Source organism: Novosphingobium sp. TK71 (assembly GCF_055361505.1).
In genome coordinates this window covers 1,919,685-1,934,337 of the sequence record NZ_CM143962.1, presented here as the reverse complement: position 1 = coordinate 1,934,337, position 14,653 = coordinate 1,919,685, and the positions used below count along the sequence as shown (strand labels likewise).

General features: G+C 67.1%; 15 protein-coding genes and 1 tRNA gene. 12 read left to right on the top strand and 4 right to left on the bottom strand.

Annotation, left to right across the window (positions count from 1 at the left end):
- The first annotated feature begins 3 nt into the window (after nucleotides 1–3).
- Genes ACXJ16_RS08950 through virB11 form a run of 7 tightly spaced genes read left to right on the top strand, consistent with a single transcriptional unit; the run spans nucleotide 4 to nucleotide 7,383 of the window.
- Nucleotides 4–309 (top strand): TrbC/VirB2 family protein, encoded by a 306-nt coding sequence (locus ACXJ16_RS08950; protein ID WP_324698502.1) that lies wholly within the window; start codon nucleotides 4–6, stop codon nucleotides 307–309.
- 9 nt (nucleotides 310–318) lie between these two features.
- Nucleotides 319–600 carry a VirB3 family type IV secretion system protein gene (locus ACXJ16_RS08945; RefSeq protein WP_054440221.1) on the top strand — a complete coding sequence of 94 codons (282 nt, stop codon included), beginning with the start codon at nucleotides 319–321 and terminating at the stop codon, nucleotides 598–600.
- 48 nt (nucleotides 601–648) lie between these two features.
- The gene (locus ACXJ16_RS08940) at nucleotides 649–3,090 is read left to right on the top strand and encodes a VirB4 family type IV secretion/conjugal transfer ATPase (protein WP_324698504.1); all 2,442 of its coding nucleotides are present in this window, start codon (nucleotides 649–651) and stop codon (nucleotides 3,088–3,090) included.
- 7 nt (nucleotides 3,091–3,097) lie between these two features.
- The gene (locus ACXJ16_RS08935; protein ID WP_324698506.1) at nucleotides 3,098–4,375 is read left to right on the top strand and encodes a TrbL/VirB6 family protein; all 1,278 of its coding nucleotides are present in this window, start codon (nucleotides 3,098–3,100) and stop codon (nucleotides 4,373–4,375) included.
- Nucleotides 4,372–5,235 (top strand): TrbG/VirB9 family P-type conjugative transfer protein, encoded by an 864-nt coding sequence (locus tag ACXJ16_RS08930; RefSeq protein ID WP_463920455.1) that lies wholly within the window; start codon nucleotides 4,372–4,374, stop codon nucleotides 5,233–5,235. The genes ACXJ16_RS08935 and ACXJ16_RS08930 overlap by 4 nt, the downstream gene beginning before the upstream one ends.
- Nucleotides 5,236–5,238: 3 nt before the next feature.
- Complete coding sequence (locus ACXJ16_RS08925; protein ID WP_463920453.1) at nucleotides 5,239–6,336, top strand: TraB/TrbI/VirB10 family type IV secretion system protein; 1,098 nt, start codon at nucleotides 5,239–5,241, stop codon at nucleotides 6,334–6,336.
- Nucleotides 6,337–6,342: 6 nt separating this feature from the next.
- Nucleotides 6,343–7,383: a P-type DNA transfer ATPase VirB11 gene (gene virB11, locus ACXJ16_RS08920; protein WP_463920451.1), complete on the top strand. Its 1,041-nt coding sequence runs from the start codon at nucleotides 6,343–6,345 to the stop codon at nucleotides 7,381–7,383.
- Between the two features lie 34 nt (nucleotides 7,384–7,417).
- Here virB11 and ACXJ16_RS08915 read toward each other — a convergent pair whose 3' ends face one another.
- The gene (locus ACXJ16_RS08915; protein WP_082370498.1) at nucleotides 7,418–7,585 is read right to left on the bottom strand and encodes a DUF1674 domain-containing protein; all 168 of its coding nucleotides are present in this window, start codon (nucleotides 7,583–7,585) and stop codon (nucleotides 7,418–7,420) included.
- 54 nt (nucleotides 7,586–7,639) lie between these two features.
- Here ACXJ16_RS08915 and ACXJ16_RS08910 point away from each other — a divergent pair, with 54 nt between their 5' ends.
- Entirely contained in the window at nucleotides 7,640–8,869 is a 1,230-nt protein-coding gene (locus ACXJ16_RS08910) for an RsmB/NOP family class I SAM-dependent RNA methyltransferase (protein ID WP_463920449.1), read from the top strand.
- Between the two features lie 88 nt (nucleotides 8,870–8,957).
- Here ACXJ16_RS08910 and ACXJ16_RS08905 read toward each other — a convergent pair whose 3' ends face one another.
- The gene (locus tag ACXJ16_RS08905; protein WP_463920447.1) at nucleotides 8,958–10,034 is read right to left on the bottom strand and encodes a choice-of-anchor A family protein; all 1,077 of its coding nucleotides are present in this window, start codon (nucleotides 10,032–10,034) and stop codon (nucleotides 8,958–8,960) included.
- A 190-nt stretch (nucleotides 10,035–10,224) separates the two neighbouring features.
- Nucleotides 10,225–10,770: a peptide-methionine (S)-S-oxide reductase MsrA gene (gene msrA, locus ACXJ16_RS08900; protein ID WP_324698515.1), complete on the bottom strand. Its 546-nt coding sequence runs from the start codon at nucleotides 10,768–10,770 to the stop codon at nucleotides 10,225–10,227.
- A gap of 119 nt (nucleotides 10,771–10,889) precedes the next feature.
- Between msrA and ACXJ16_RS08895 the strand changes: the two genes are divergently transcribed.
- The 4 genes from ACXJ16_RS08895 to ACXJ16_RS08880 all read left to right on the top strand — a co-directional run bounded on the left by ACXJ16_RS08895 (nucleotide 10,890) and on the right by ACXJ16_RS08880 (nucleotide 13,299).
- Entirely contained in the window at nucleotides 10,890–11,750 is an 861-nt protein-coding gene (locus ACXJ16_RS08895; protein ID WP_463920445.1) for a class I SAM-dependent methyltransferase, read from the top strand.
- A gap of 14 nt (nucleotides 11,751–11,764) precedes the next feature.
- Entirely contained in the window at nucleotides 11,765–12,628 is an 864-nt protein-coding gene (aguB, locus tag ACXJ16_RS08890) for an N-carbamoylputrescine amidase (protein WP_132469043.1), read from the top strand.
- Between the two features lie 45 nt (nucleotides 12,629–12,673).
- Nucleotides 12,674–13,183: a 2-amino-4-hydroxy-6-hydroxymethyldihydropteridine diphosphokinase gene (folK, locus tag ACXJ16_RS08885; RefSeq protein ID WP_054440232.1), complete on the top strand. Its 510-nt coding sequence runs from the start codon at nucleotides 12,674–12,676 to the stop codon at nucleotides 13,181–13,183.
- A 40-nt stretch (nucleotides 13,184–13,223) separates the two neighbouring features.
- A tRNA-Lys gene (locus ACXJ16_RS08880) sits at nucleotides 13,224–13,299 on the top strand.
- Nucleotides 13,300–13,367: 68 nt separating this feature from the next.
- On the opposite strand, the gene ACXJ16_RS08875 is transcribed toward ACXJ16_RS08880, so the two are convergent.
- On the bottom strand, nucleotides 13,368–14,627 hold the full coding sequence (locus tag ACXJ16_RS08875; RefSeq protein WP_463920443.1) for an anaerobic sulfatase maturase: 1,260 nt from the start codon (nucleotides 14,625–14,627) through the stop codon (nucleotides 13,368–13,370).
- Nucleotides 14,628–14,653: the final 26 nt, after the last annotated feature.

The following is a 14,653-nucleotide window of genomic DNA, read 5'->3' as shown; positions in this document are numbered from 1 at the left end:
AATATGCGCGGTCTTTTCACGATTTTTGCAGCTGCTTTCGGTCTTGCACCGGCAATCGCCCATGCACAGGCGGGCACGCGCGCCGATCCGGCCGGTTCCGGCCCGATCGTGGCCGCGCTCAGCTGGCTCCAGGGGACGCTGCTCGGCAATGTCGCCACGGCGGTTGCGGTCATGGCGGTTGCCGCGGTCGGCTTCATGATGCTGACCGGCCGCATGAACTGGCGGTTCGGTGCCACGGTCATCATCGGCTGCTTCGTGCTGTTCGGCGCGGGCGCGATCGTGACCGGCATCCAGTCGGCGGCGGGCTGAGGACGGCTGATGAGCCTCGCCCGCTATCCGGTGCACCGCGCGCTCACCCGCCCGCAGATGTTCGGGGGCGTGACGTACAGCTTCTTCATCATCAACGCTGCGGTGACGACGGAGATATTCCTCATCACCAAGAGCTTCTGGGCGGTGCCGGCGGCGATCGCAATTCATGGCGCGGGATACCTCGCCTGTCTTCGCGAGCCCCGGGTGTTCGACCTGTGGATCGCCAAGGTCAGCAAATGCCCGCGCGTGCCGAACTGGCAGCGCTGGGGCTGCAACAGTTACGCGCCCTGATCCCGGCCCGGGTACGGGTCTGGATGCGGGGAAGCGGGGGAAATAACGATGGCCGGAAACAGGAAATCGGTTCTCAAGGGTTGGGGAGCCAGGGAAACGCTGGTCGGAGACCGGCTGCCTTACCAGGCGCTGGTGGACGAGAATGTCGTGCTGCTGCGCGACGGCTCGGTCATGCTCTCGCTGATGGTGCCGGGGCTTGCGTTCGAGACTGCCGACAGCGATGAGCTCAACGCGCACGTCGCCACGCGCGAAGTGCTGCTCCGATCCTCGCTGGATGCCCGCTTCGTTCTCTACCATCACGTGATCCGCCGACGTGTGCAGATCGCGATGGGCGGCCAGTTCGAGGACCCGCTCGCCGCGCATATCGACGCGCGCTGGCGGGCCCGCACCGGATCCGGTGCGCTCTTCGTCAACGACCAGTTCATCACCCTGGTCCGCCGCCCCGCACGCGGCAAGGCAGGTTGGCCGGACAAGCTCTCGCGCATGCTCAGGAACAAGGGTTCCGCGCCGGTCGAGGCCGATCTCGCCGACGTGCGGGCCTTGCGCGCGGCCGCCTCGGCCATGGTCGCCTCGCTGGGTGCCTATGGCGCGCGGCTGCTGGGTGACTACGAAGGGCAGGCCGGTGCGTGCTCCGAAGTGCTCGAACTGCTTTCCGCGCTCTACAACGGCGAGATGCGCCCCGTGCGCCGCCCGGCCGAGGGCACCGACATCGGCCACATGCTGCCCTACCGCCGCATCAATTTCGGCATGGACGCGCTGGAGCTGCGCGGCGCGGCCAGCGCCTCGTTCGCCTCGGTCGTCAGCCTCAAGGATTATCCCGACAGCACCGCGCCCGGGCTCACCGATGCGCTGCTGCGCCTGCCTTGCGAACTGGTCCTGACCGAGAGCTACGCGCCTTCGGACCGCCAGATCGCCCGCGAGCGCATCGACCTTGCCATCCGCCGCCTGCGCTCGGCGGACGAGGAAGCCATGGCCGAGCGCCGCGAGATGTCGGCTGCACGCGATGCGCTGGGAACCGGCGCGGTCGGTTTCGGCGACCATCACCTCTCGGTGCTCGTGCGTGCCGATACGCTGGACGCGCTTGACGAGGCGACCGCGCTTTGCGCCGCCTCGCTCGCCGATGCCGGCGCGGTGGCGGTGCGCGAGGACGTCAACATGGAGCCCGCATTCTGGGGCCAGCTTCCCGGCAACGAGGCATTCATCGTGCGCCGCGCGCTGATCTCCAGCGCCAACATGGCCTGTTTCGGTTCGCTTCACGGCTTTGCGATGGGACAGGCTGGCGGCAATCACTGGGGCGATGCGGTGACATTGCTCTCCACCACCAGTTCGACGCCGTTCTTCTTCAATTTCCATCAGGGCGATCTCGGCAACTTCACCGTCATCGGTCCGTCGGGTTCCGGCAAGACGGTGGTCATGAACTTCCTGGCCGCGCAGGCGCAGAAGTTCGGGCCCCGCACGGTGCTGTTCGACAAGGATCGCGGTGCCGAGGTGTTCCTGCGGGGCATCGGCGGCATGTACAGCCGCGTTGCCGCTGGCCATCCGACCGGGTTCAACCCGCTCTCGCTGCCCGACACCGCCGCCAACCGCGCCTTCCTGCGCGACTGGCTGGGCGTGCTGCTCGAAGCGCGCGGCCCCGAGGAACTGGCGACGATCGCGGGCGCGGTGGATGCGGCCTATCACAACGATCCCTCGCTGCGCCGCCTCTCGCACTTCCGCGAACTGCTGGCCGGCGCGCGGCGCCCGCAGCCGGGCGATCTCGCATCGCGCCTCGATGCATGGATAAGCCATGGGCCAAACGGGGGAGGCGAGCACGGCTGGCTGTTCGACAACCAGCATGACCGTCTCGACCTTTCCGCCCGCGTGCTCGGTTTCGACATGACGGCGCTGCTGGAAAGCCCGCGCTTGCGCACGCCGGTCATGATGTACCTGTTCCACCGCATCGACGAGCGTCTCGACGGCGAGCCGACGATGATCCTCATCGACGAGGGCTGGAAGGCGCTTGACGACGAAGTCTTCGCCGCCCGCATCCGCGACTGGCTGAAAACGCTGCGCAAGCGCAACGCGCTGGTGGGCTTCGCCACCCAGTCCGCGCGCGATGCGCTGGACAGCAGGATCGCCACCGCGCTGGTCGAGCAGACCGCGACGATGGTGTTCATGCCCAATGCCCGCGCCCGGCATGAGGATTACTGCGAGGGCTTCGGCCTGTCGCAGCACGAGCTGGACGTCATCAAGACGCTGCCCGCGCAGTCCCGCTGCTTCCTGGTCCGCCAGTCCGATGCCTCGGCGGTGGTCAGGCTCGACCTGTCAGGGATGCCCGAAGTGCTCACCGTGCTTTCCGGCCGCGAGAGCACGGTGCGCAAGCTCGACCAGCTTCGCGAGCGTTATGGCGACGATCCGGCGGCGTGGTATCCGCGCCTGACCGGTTTCCCGTGGCCCGGCGAACCCGAAGAGGTCGAGGACGAGGACGCCTGGATCGAGGCGGCGGAGTAACCCGGCCATGAGCACCGCCTGCGAACAGCTCACCGAAGTCGCATCCGCCGGGGTCGCCCCGGCGCTGCGTGCGGTCGATTGCGTGGCCAACGAGATGGCCTCGGCCGCGTTCGGCCGCCTGTTCGGCGCCGAGGGGGCGATGGCCCCGGTGCTGACCATCCTGCTTACCCTCTACATCGCCTTCTTCGCGATCTCGCTGCTGACCGGGCGCTCCAGCCTCGGTATCTCGGCACTGACCCCGCGCATGTTGACGCTGGGCCTCGTACTGACTTTCGCGACGAGCTGGATCGCCTATCAGGGCGTGGTCTGGAAGCTTGCGGTAGGCGGCCCGGACTGGATCGCGTCGCTGCTGATGGGCGCAAAGGGATCGGCCACGCAGATCTTCGGAGACCGGATCGACGTGGTGTTCAACGCCATTGCCGAAGCTTCGCAGAATGTAGGCCAGAATGCGGGCCAGAACGGCGGGGATGCGGCACAGGGTGCAGCTCAGGGCGGCGCAGCGGCCAAGGCGGCCGGTGCCGCAGGGCTGTTCTCGCCCGATAGCGTGATGTGGATGGGCGCGCTTATGCTGCTGCTCGGCACCGTCGGCGTGCTGCTGACAGCGCGCATCGCGCTGGCCATCCTGCTCGCGCTCGGGCCGATCTTCGTCGTCATGGCGCTGTTCGGCGGCACGCGCGGACTTACCGCCGGCTGGCTGCGCGGTGTCGTGCTCACCGCGACGACGCCGCTCTTCGTCGTGCTTGGCGGCGGCATCACTCTGGAACTGCTGGTGCCGATCGTCTCGGCGCTGGTGCAGGGCGCGCAGCTCGGCGAGATCGACGGCCGTGCCGCCATGGCGCTGTTCGTGGTGGCGGCCGTCCATCTCGCGCTCATGGGCATGGTGCTCAAGATCGCCGGTACGCTGGTGTCCGGCTGGCAGGTATTCGGCCTCGCCAGCCCCGAACGCTCGCGCACAGGGCGCGACAACGTGGCGCCTCCCGCACCGGTTTCCGTCATCGGCGGGCAGGTCCAGCCCTTTGCTCCGACTGCCGGCCAGTCCCGCACGGCGGCGGTCTCGGCGGCGAGCGCGGCGGCCATGGCGCCGGTTCCCGGACAGGACCAGGGCACGACAGCGCATTCAAGCGACCGGCGAACCGTGATAACGCAAGTCTCGGGCGGCGGAGTCGAGCCGCTGGGTTCGAGCAATGCATCGCGTGCGCGCGGGATCGGCAGCCGGTTCCGCCCGTCCAACGATGTGGCATCAAACAGCACTGGCCGCGCACCGGCCAAGGAGAAGTTCACATGATTCGCGCCCTGGCCGCGACCGCCGCCGCCCTTGCCTTCGTGCAGGCCGCTGCCGCACAGGCGGACGAGCGCCTCGTCGAACATGCCTTCACCGACAACGAAGTCGTGCGGATCGACGGGAAGACCGGCGTTCAGGCGACCATCGCCTTCGGCAGGAACGAGGCGATCGAGAATGTCGCGGTGGGCGATTCGCAGACCTGGCAGATCACGCCGAACAAGCGTGCCGACCTCCTGTTCGTGAAGCCGCTGGAAGCCAGCGCGCGCACCAACATGACGGTGGTGACCAATCGCCACACCTATTTCTTCGACCTCGTGGCCTCGCCCAAGGCGCGCGCGCTCTACATGCTGCGCTTCACGTACAAGGACGAACCCGCCGAAGCGGTGCCGGGCGCGGTAGGGGCGCCCGCGCTGGCCGGGCTCGATCCTGCCGAACAGGCGCTGGCGGCGGGCGATCCGGCCGCGACGCCGGTGGATGCCGCCGCGCTCAACTTTGCGTGGAAGCGCACCGGCCTTGCCAAGCTCCAGCCCTCGCGGGTCTATGACGACGGCATTTCGACTTATCTGCTCTGGCCCGACAATACCGCCGTTCCCGCAATCCTCGTGAAGAACGAGAAGGGCGACGAAGGCCCGGTGAACTACGCGGTACGCGGGCAGACCATCGTCATCGCCGAAGTGCCGCGCCAGATCATCCTGCGTTCGGGCAAGGCCGTGGCCACTCTTGAAAACGCACGGTCGGAAGCGGCGCCCGGCATCTCCGCGCCGCTGGCAGCGGCAGGCGGGACGGCCGCCGTCGCCCAGGCCGCACCGGCAGCGGCCCCCACGGCCTCCACCACGATCGCCGCTTCATCGAACGGGAACTGACACATGGCGCCCAACTCCTTCCTGCGTGAGAAGCTCGATTCCACCGAGGCCGCCGACCCGCGCGACGGTGAAGGCGCACAGCTCATCGACCTCGCCAGCCGCAATGTCCTGCCGCAGGTCACGCAGCGCAAGAAGGCGGACGGCCTCGGCCTTGCTGCGGGCGTGCTGATCGTTGCCGCGCTGGGCGGCCTTACGCTGTGGTCGATGGATTCGGTGCGCAATTCGCCCGAAGGCCAGACCGCGCAGCCCGGCGCCGCCGCCGTTCCGCAGCCCGGCGCTCCCGCACCGGCCGTGCCCGCACCCGCCGCAGTCCCCGCGCAGCCGGTCGTACAGGGTGCGCCGCTGGCGGCTCCGGCTCCGGCGCCCGTGCTTGCCGCAGACCCCGGTGCCAATCCTGCAGCCTCGGCCAATCCTTTCGCCAATCCCACGGTGGTGTTCGATGCAGGCGGCAATGCCGTGTCCATGCCGTCCGCCGGTCCGGGGGGAGAGGCCAAAGCGGGCAACGCCAATGACGATTTCGCCGCGCGCATCGGCGGCACCGGCAGCACCGCCGCCGCCGCGCGCACTTTCGATCCGACCACCACGGTCACGCAGGGCACGCTGATCCCGGCCGTGCTCGAAACCGCGATCGACACCGACGTGCCCGGTTACGTGCGCGCCATCGTCTCCGCCGACGTGCGCAGCTTCGACGGGAAGCGCACGCTGATCCCGCGTTCGTCGCGCCTGATCGGCCAGTACAAGAGCGGCCTGACGGCGGGCCAGAAGCGCGCCTACGTGATCTGGAGCCGGGTAATCCGGCCGGACGGCGTCTCGGTGAACCTTGGTTCGCCCGCCATTGCCTTCGGCGGTGAGACCGGCCTTCCCGGCAAGGTCAACAGCCACTTCTTCGAGCGGTTCGGCTCGGCCATGCTGCTCTCCGTCGTGGGCGGGCTTTCCACGCTGGCCACCAGCGGTTCGAGCGTGGTCGTCGGCGGCGGCCAGTCGGCGGCGGCGGCAGCGGTCCAGCAGAGCGGCAGCGTCGGCCCGACGATCCGGGTGCGGCAGGGGGAGCCGATTCGCGTCTTCACCGCCAAGGACCTGGATTTCAGTCAGGTTCAGTGAGGCGTTATGGCTGACGTTCTTTCCCTGCAAGGCGCCCCGTCCGGGGTGCTTCTGCCTGACGGCGAGCCCATGCAGGCGGCTGCGCGCTCGGTCTACCTCGATGCCTATCTGGCGCCGCTGCGCCCCTGGCTGGAGCGTGAGAGCGTAACGGAGATCCTCGTCAACCGGCCCGGCGAAATCTGGGTGGAAGACGCGGTGCTTGCGGGCATGCAGCGCATCGCCTTGCCGGAAATGGACAATCGCTTGCTCCAGCGCCTGGCCGAGCAGGTCGCGCGGATCAGCCATCAGGGCATCAATCGCGAGCATCCGCTGCTCTCCGCCACGCTTCCGGCCCATGGCGGCCAGAGCGGCGCGCGCATCCAGCTCGTGGGTCCGCCTGCGACACGCGCCAACTGGGCCATGGCGATCCGCCGTCACCGCCTGCTCGAACTGCCGCTGGACGCCTACGATCGCGGCCCTATCACGCCGCCCGCCGAAGAGCCCACGCCAGATGCCATGGCCGAGCCCATCGCCTTCCTGCGCGACGCGATCCGCCGCCGCCGCACGATCCTGATCTCAGGCGGTACTTCTACGGGCAAGACCACGTTCCTCAACGCCATGCTTTCTGAAATCCCGCAGCAGGAGCGCGTGGTTCTGGTGGAAGACACCGCCGAACTGCGGCTGCCTGGCGCCAACGGGGTAGGGCTGATCGCGGTGAAGGGCGAACTGGGAGAGGCCAAGGTCTCCGCTAACGATCTTCTTCAGGCCGCCTTGCGCCTGCGCCCCGATCGCATCGTGCTGGGCGAACTGCGCGGCACCGAGACGGTTTCGTTCCTGCGCGCCATCAATACCGGGCACCCCGGCTCATTCTCGACCGTGCACGCCAATACGCCGCGCGGCGCGCTTGAGCAGATCGCGCTGATGTCGATGCAGACGGGGATCGGCCTGACCCGCGCAGAGACGCTGGAATATGCCGCATCGGTGATCGACATCGTCGTCCAGCTCGATCGCCAGGACGGGAAGCGCGGCATCAGCCAGATCGCCGAAACCGCTACGCTGGTCGGCTAGGGCGTTTTCGTCATCCGCCTGCAGGCGGCGGGGGTCAGAAGTCCACGGCGATCCCGTTGCGCACCCAGTCGCCGTAGCGGGTGGGCGAAATGCCGTCCGGATCGGGCTCGGCCTTCTGCTCGGCCGGTTTCGGGGCGGGCTCGTTCGTCCAGTGGGTGGGCTTCGCGAAGCCTTCGGGACGTTGGGTGGCGCGCTGTGTCATGAAGCTCATGTGGTGGAGGTAGCGCGAAAACGCAATCCGCTATAGGGGCTGCACATGGACATTCCCGGCCTTCCCGCGCGCCGTGCCGCGCTCAACCTTATCGATGCCGTGCTGCGGCGGGGCGAAACGCTCGACCAGGCGGGCGGCTCCGCGCTGGCCCGCGTGGGCGGAGACGCTGACCGGGCGCTTGCCCGCGCCATTGCCGGCGAGGTGCTGCGCTGGCGCACCGACCTTGACGAACTGATCGACAGCGCCACCCGCCTGCCGCTCGCGCCCGACGCGAAGGCGCGCGCGGTGCTCCAGATCATGCTCGCGCAGGTACTGCGGCTGGAGACACCCGGCCACGCGGTGATCGCCACCGGCCTGCCGCTGTTGATGGGCGGTCCGCGCCGGCTCGCGCACGGCGTGTTCTCGACCGTAACCAAGGGCGGTGCGCAGCTTCCCGATGTGCCGACCCTGCCCGAGGACGTCGCGGGCCGCTGGGGCGTGCGCGCCGAGGCGATCGCGGCGGGGCTGGCCGAGCCGCCGCCGCTGGACCTGGCGCTGCGTCATCCCGAACAGACCGCCGAATGGTCCGAGCGCCTGGGCGGAACCTCGCTGATGCCCGGCCACGTCCGCCTTGCGCGCGGTACGGCGGTGGAGCACCTCGAAGGATTCCGCGACGGCGCCTGGTGGGTGCAGGATCTCGCCGCGAGCCTGCCGGCGCGTCTGCTGGGCGCGGGTGAAGGAAAGCGGGTGCTCGATCTGTGCGCCGCGCCGGGCGGCAAGACGCTGCAACTGGCGGCGGCGGGCTGGCAGGTCACCGCGCTCGACAATTCCAAGCGCCGCCTCGAGCGCCTGCGCGACAACCTGACGCGCATCGGCCTCGAAGCCGAAGTGGTGCAGGCCGATGTGCTGACGTGGGAGCCGGAAGAAGCGTTCGATGCGATCCTGCTCGATGCGCCCTGCACGGCAACCGGCACCGCGCGCCGCCATCCCGACGTGCTCCACCGCATTGGCGAGCGCCAGATCGAGGACATGACTGTGCTTCAGGAGAAGATGCTGGAACGCGCTTCGGGCTGGCTCAAGCCGGGCGGGCGTCTGGTCTATGCGGTCTGCTCGATGGAGCCGGAAGAGGGCGAGGAACAGGCCGAGAAGGTCTCGCTCACCGGGGTTCCGGTCACGGCCTCCGAATTGCCCGAAGGACTCGTACCCACGGCCGAGGGCTGGGTGCGGACCGATCCGGGGATGCTGGCGGAGGTCGGCGGGCTTGACGGGTTCTTCGTCGGCCGCTGGCAGAAATAAGGACGGGAAGTTCCGGGGGATGACCCCCCGGACCTTCGCCATATCGATCCTGGCGCGCCGCTATCCGCGGTGCACAGGCTTCATGGTTTCAGGCCGCGACGGCGCGGCGGCGGCGCCAGAATACCAGCGCTCCGAGACCCAGCGCGAACAGGCCGACCATGCCCGGCTCCGGCACGTCGGTGCTGCCGCCCGAAGTGCTGCCGCCAGAACTGGTCGAGGTGCCCGGATCGCCGCCCGGCGTGTACCCGCCGGTATAGGTGCCCACGTGCATCTCGCCGTTCTGCACGAGATTGCCGAACACGGCCGAGCCCTGGATGTAGTTCGAGGTCGTCGCATTGGCGCCCGGCGCGAGAACCGAGCCGCCCCATGCCGTGGTCAGCGAAAGATCGTCGGCTTCGTAGAAGTTCCAGACGACATGTTCGCCGAGGTTGGCGGTGCCGCCGAGGAAGTTGTCGTCCAGCTTGATCGACGTGCCCGAAACGTTGACGATCGCCGTGTCGGCGCCGTTGAGGTTGAACTTGATCTCGCCGATCTTGTCGAGGTCGGCGGCGGAGATGTTGAACACGGCCACGCCGTTGGCATCGGGCTGGGCGTTGAACGTGCCGGTATTGCCGCTGATCGAGAGCTGGCTGTTGGCCGTCTCGGTGCTCATCGAGTGGCTGAGCCCCTCCATCGAGGTTTCGATGAGGCTCTTCTGCTGGGTTAGGTTCTGGGCGAACTGCGGGTCGCTGGAGGCGAGGCCCGAGGTCACGGTGTTGTTGTTGACGTTGGTGTTGCTGATCGTGCCGCCCACCAGCACCGTCTGTGCCGCGCCGTTGAGGTTGAGCCCGCTGTTGACGTTGCCGCCGACAACCGCGCCGGAGCCGTTGTTGAGGTTCTTGTAGCCGCCGTTGACGTCGCCCACCACCGTCAGCCCCGGCGTGCCGGTGCTGGAGGCGGGCAGGGCGGTGATCTGGTAGTTCGAGGCATTGCCGTCGAGATTGCCGCCTACGAAGGTCCGGCCCTCCACTTCCGACGAGGACGTGAGATCGCCCAGCACCACGAGGTTCCAGGTCTTCAACACGTCGATCCCGGCGATCATGCCCGAGGAGGCAAGCACGGGGCTGGCCGCGAAGGCGACGGCGGCAACAGCAACGGAAAGTGACAGCTTGCGGAGACGGGACATGTGCGGGACTCGCCAGAATAACGGAGCAATGAGCGAGCTAAGTACTTGCCCCTTGTGTTTTGGATACTGCCCGTTTCGCCGTGTCTCATGGTGAGACACGGCGAAGAGTCATCCCTTACGAACAGTTAATGCGGGCGATGTCTCGCCTTGTCCCATCCGTGGGAAGGGCCGGGCAGGGCCGCGCTTCAGGTCAGGCCTTGACCTTGTTCTGGAAGCTCTTGCGCAGCTTCATCAGCTTGGGCGGGATGACCGCGAGGCAATAGGGGTTCCGCTGGCCTTCACCGTCCCAGTATTCCTGATGGTAGTCTTCGGCCGGATACCATTCGTCGTTCTGCCTGCCATCGGCGAATCCTTCGATCGTGGTCACGACCTTGCCGCCGTTGTCCTCGTTCGAACGGGCGATGGCGGCTTCGGCCTCGGCAGCCTGCGCATCGTCGAGCGGGAAGATCGCCGAGCGGTACTGCGTGCCCACGTCGTTGCCCTGACGGTTGAGCTGAGTCGGGTCATGCGTGCCCATGAACACGTCGAGCAGATCGCCATAGGACAGGACCGAAGGGTCGTAGTTCACGCGGATCGCTTCGGCATGGCCAGTGTCGCCGCCGCAGACCTGCTTGTAGGTCGGGCTCGGCACTGTGCCGCCGATATAGCCGCTTTCCACGGAGCTCACGCCGATGACGTCGCGGAACACCGCTTCGGTGCACCAAAAGCACCCGCCTGCCACGATTGCCGTTTCCATGTCTGATTCAATTCCTCAAATGCGCGAAGTTTGTCGCTAGATAGGTACACTTGGATGGGTTGTCATTGGGCGGCCGGAAACTAGGTTCATTCGCGACCAGAGTTCCACGGGAGAATCACATGCGCCGCGCCCTGATCGCCCTTTCCTCGTTCCTCGGCGTTATCGCCATGCCTACCGCGGCCATGGCTGCCGAGGAGAATACCGAAGCGGAAGCCTGCAAGGGCTGCGAGGCGCTGCTCGAACTGGCCGCCTCCAGCCCCTCGCGCAAGGAAGACCGCGCGCGCGACAAGTATCGCCACCCGGTGGAGACATTGAGCTTCTTCCGCGTCGCGCCGACCATGAAGGTGGGCGAGTATGCGCCGGGCGGGGAATGGTACTCGCGCCTGCTCGGGCTTTACCTCGGCCAGCAGGGCCATCTCGTCGGACTCTACTTCAATCCCGATGCTCCGGCCTTCAAGCCCGAGACGAAGGATGGCATCCGCAAGGGCGCTGCGGGCTATCCGGCCGATGTCGCCAAGTTCACCGGTATCCCGGCCGACAGGTTCGCCGCCTATACGCTCGGCGCGATCCCCGAAGGCGAGAAGGGCACGTTCGACGTCATCATCGTGCCGCGCATGATGCATAACCTGCTGCGCTGGAACATCGCCGGCAGCGAGTTCGCGGCGATGCGCGACCTGCTCAAGCCCGGCGGGCTGATCGGCGTGGAACAGCACCGCGCTCGTCCCGATGCTCCGGCCGACTATGCCGACGGCTCGAAGGGCTACTTGCGCGAGGCCGACGTGGTCCGCTTCATGAAGGACAACGGCTTCGATCTCGTCGCCCAGTCCGAGATCAGCGCCAACCCCAAGGACACCGCCAACTGGCCGGACGGCGTCTGGACCCTGCCGCCCACCCTGGCGCTCAAGGACAAGAACCGCGAGAAGTATCAGGCGATCGGCGAGAGCGACCGGATGACCCTTCTGTTCCGCAAGCGGGACTGATAAGGGCGCGCCTTATGACCGAGATTACCGTTGCCGCGCTCCAGTTGGCGCTCAATTCCGCCGACGAGGGCGAAAACATCGCCGCCGTCTCCACGCTGGTCGAGGAAGCCGCTGCAAAGGGCGCGCAGATCGTGCTGCCGCCCGAACTGTTCTCCGGCCCCTATTTCTGCAAGGTGGAGGAAGAGGAACTCTTCGTCCTGGCGCGCCCGACCGAGCAGCATCCCTCGGTGATCGCGATGAAGGCGTTGGCGAAGGCGCTGAAGATCGTCATTCCCACCAGTTTCTTCGAGCGCGACGGCCACCACTACTACAATACGCTCGCCATGATCGGCACTGACGGCGAGATCATCGGCACCTATCGGAAGAGCCACATTCCCGACGGCCCCGGCTACGAGGAAAAGTACTACTTCCGCCCCGGCAACGACGGGTTCAAGGTCTGGGACGTGCTCGGCACCAAAGTCGGCGTGGGCGTCTGCTGGGACCAGTGGTACCCCGAATGCGCGCGGGTGATGGCGCTGATGGGGGCGGAACTGCTGTTCTATCCCACCGCCATCGGCTCGGAGCCTTACGATGCCACGCTCGACACAAGCCGCATGTGGCGCCGCGCCATGATCGGCCACTCGGTATCGAACTGCATGCCGGTGATCGCCGCCAACCGCATCGGCGTCGAATCGGAATGCGGTACCGAGCAGACCTTCTACGGGCACTCGTTCATCACCGACGAATGGGGTGATTACCTCGCCGAGTTCGGCAAGGAAGAGACCGGCGTGCTGGTTTCCACGCTCGATCTCGCGCGTGCGGCCAGGCACCGCGCGGGCATGGGCTTCTTCCGCGATCGCCGCCCGCAGCTTTATACGCGCATCGCGCAGGATATCTGATACAAGTCCCGACAGTTACGGCATAATCGGGGGAGGGCAGCGGCCTTGGCCAAGCATCAGTATCTCGTCGCGCTGGGTTCCAACATGCGCCACCATCGCCACGGCGGGCCTCGCAAGGTGCTCGCCGCGGCGCTCTCGGCGCTGGGCCGGGGCAAGATGGAAGTGCTCGCCGCCTCCCCGGTGATCGAGACCGCGCCGCTCGGCCCCTCGCGCCGCCGCTACGCCAACGGCGTTGCGCTGGTGCGCAGCAAGCGCGAGCCTGACGAGATGCTGCACAAATTGCGTAAAATCGAGCACAAGTTCGGCCGCCGCCGCCTCGGCCGGGCCTGGGGCGCGCGGGTGCTGGACCTTGATCTCGTGCTCTGGAACGGCGGCCCCTGGGCGGGCGGAGAGGGCGAGGAAAGCCTTGTCCTGCCTCACCCCGCCTTCCGCGCGCGTGATTTCGTGCTCGGCCCGGCCCGGCGAATTGCCGGCACCTGGCGTGACCCTTTGACAGGTCTTACGATTAATCAGCTTCATGCCCGCTTGACCAAGCCTCGCCCTGCCCTTAGGTGACCCCTTCCGCAGCCGCTTCGCGTGCTGCGCCCGGTAACGGGGGCCCTTAGCTCAGTCGGTAGAGCAACTGACTTTTAATCAGTAGGTCGCTGGTTCGAACCCAGCAGGGCTCACCACCTTTTTCATCCATTTTCGCGAGGTGCGGTGGGTTGCCTGCGGGCTTTCCGCTGGGCGTTGTCGCGCCTCAGCGGAAAGCCCGGCCTAGAATCCGTCCCAGGGACTGCACGATGCGCACGAGGTCGGGGCCTATGTGGTCGTAGAAGGCGTAAAGGCCCGAGCAGAGGTAGTTGAGCCCCGTTTCGCCGCTGCGTGTGCGGAGAAGGCGGTTCTTGGGGCATTCGCCGTAGCATAGCCGCAGATATTCGCAGCTGCGGCACTTGCCGGGCAGGCTGGCGCTCTTGTTGCGGGCGAACTGTTCCTGCCGGGGCGAAAAGGCGAGGTTGCCGAGGTGGGTCTGGTTGATGTTGCCGATGCGGTACTCGGGATAGACGAAGTGGTCGCACGAGAACACTTCGCCGTCATGCTCCACCGCCAGCGCCTTGCCGCAGAACTCGGCCTGGGTACACATTTGCGCCGGCATTCCCGCCGCCTGGGCCACTGCGGTTTCGAACAGGTTGACGTGGACGCGGCCGATATCGGTCGCGAACCATTCGTCCCATACGGCGCTCAGGAAGCGGCCATAGTCGTCGGGATCGACCGACCAGTCCGTGACGATCGAATCGGCAGCACCCGGCCGGGCGCGCGCGGTGCCTTCCACAGGCGGTTCCGCGAGCAGGGCGGGCGCTTCGCTGCGAAAGCGGCGCGGTTCCACGGCTGGAGTGAACTGCACGCGCCAGGTGCCAATCTCGTCGACGAGGAAGCGATAGACATCGCGCGGGTGCAGCGCGTTCTCGCGATTGACGACGCACAGGGCCGCGAAGGGAATGTCGGCCTCGCGCAGCATCGTGGCAGCCGCCATGACGAGATCGAACGTCGGCTTGCCGTTCTTGGTGACGCGGAAACGGTCATGAAGGTGCTTCGGACCGTCGATCGACAGCCCGACGTGGAAACCGTTGGCCTTGAGGAAGCTGATCCACTTGGCATCGAGCAGCAGGCCGTTCGTCTGAAGGTCGTTTTCGATCCGCTGGCCGGGCTTGCGGTACTTGTGCTGGAGCGCGACTACCTCTTCGAAGAAGGCGAGTCCCATGAGCGTGGGCTCGCCGCCCTGCCACGAGAAGACGACCTCCTCGCCCGTTTGCGCCTCGATATACTGGCGGACGTGCTGCTCGAGCGCGGCGCTGTTCATGCGGGCGCGCGGGCGGTGGTCTAGCAGGTCGGTCTTGTGGAGGTAGAAGCAATAGGCACAGTCGATGTTGCACTCCGCCCCCCCCGGCTTGACCATGGCGTGGAAGCGATAGGTCGATCCGGGGATCAGGGCGTTACGATCAAGCGTCGGATTGTTCATTGCAGCATTACAGACCCGGCGCCTCC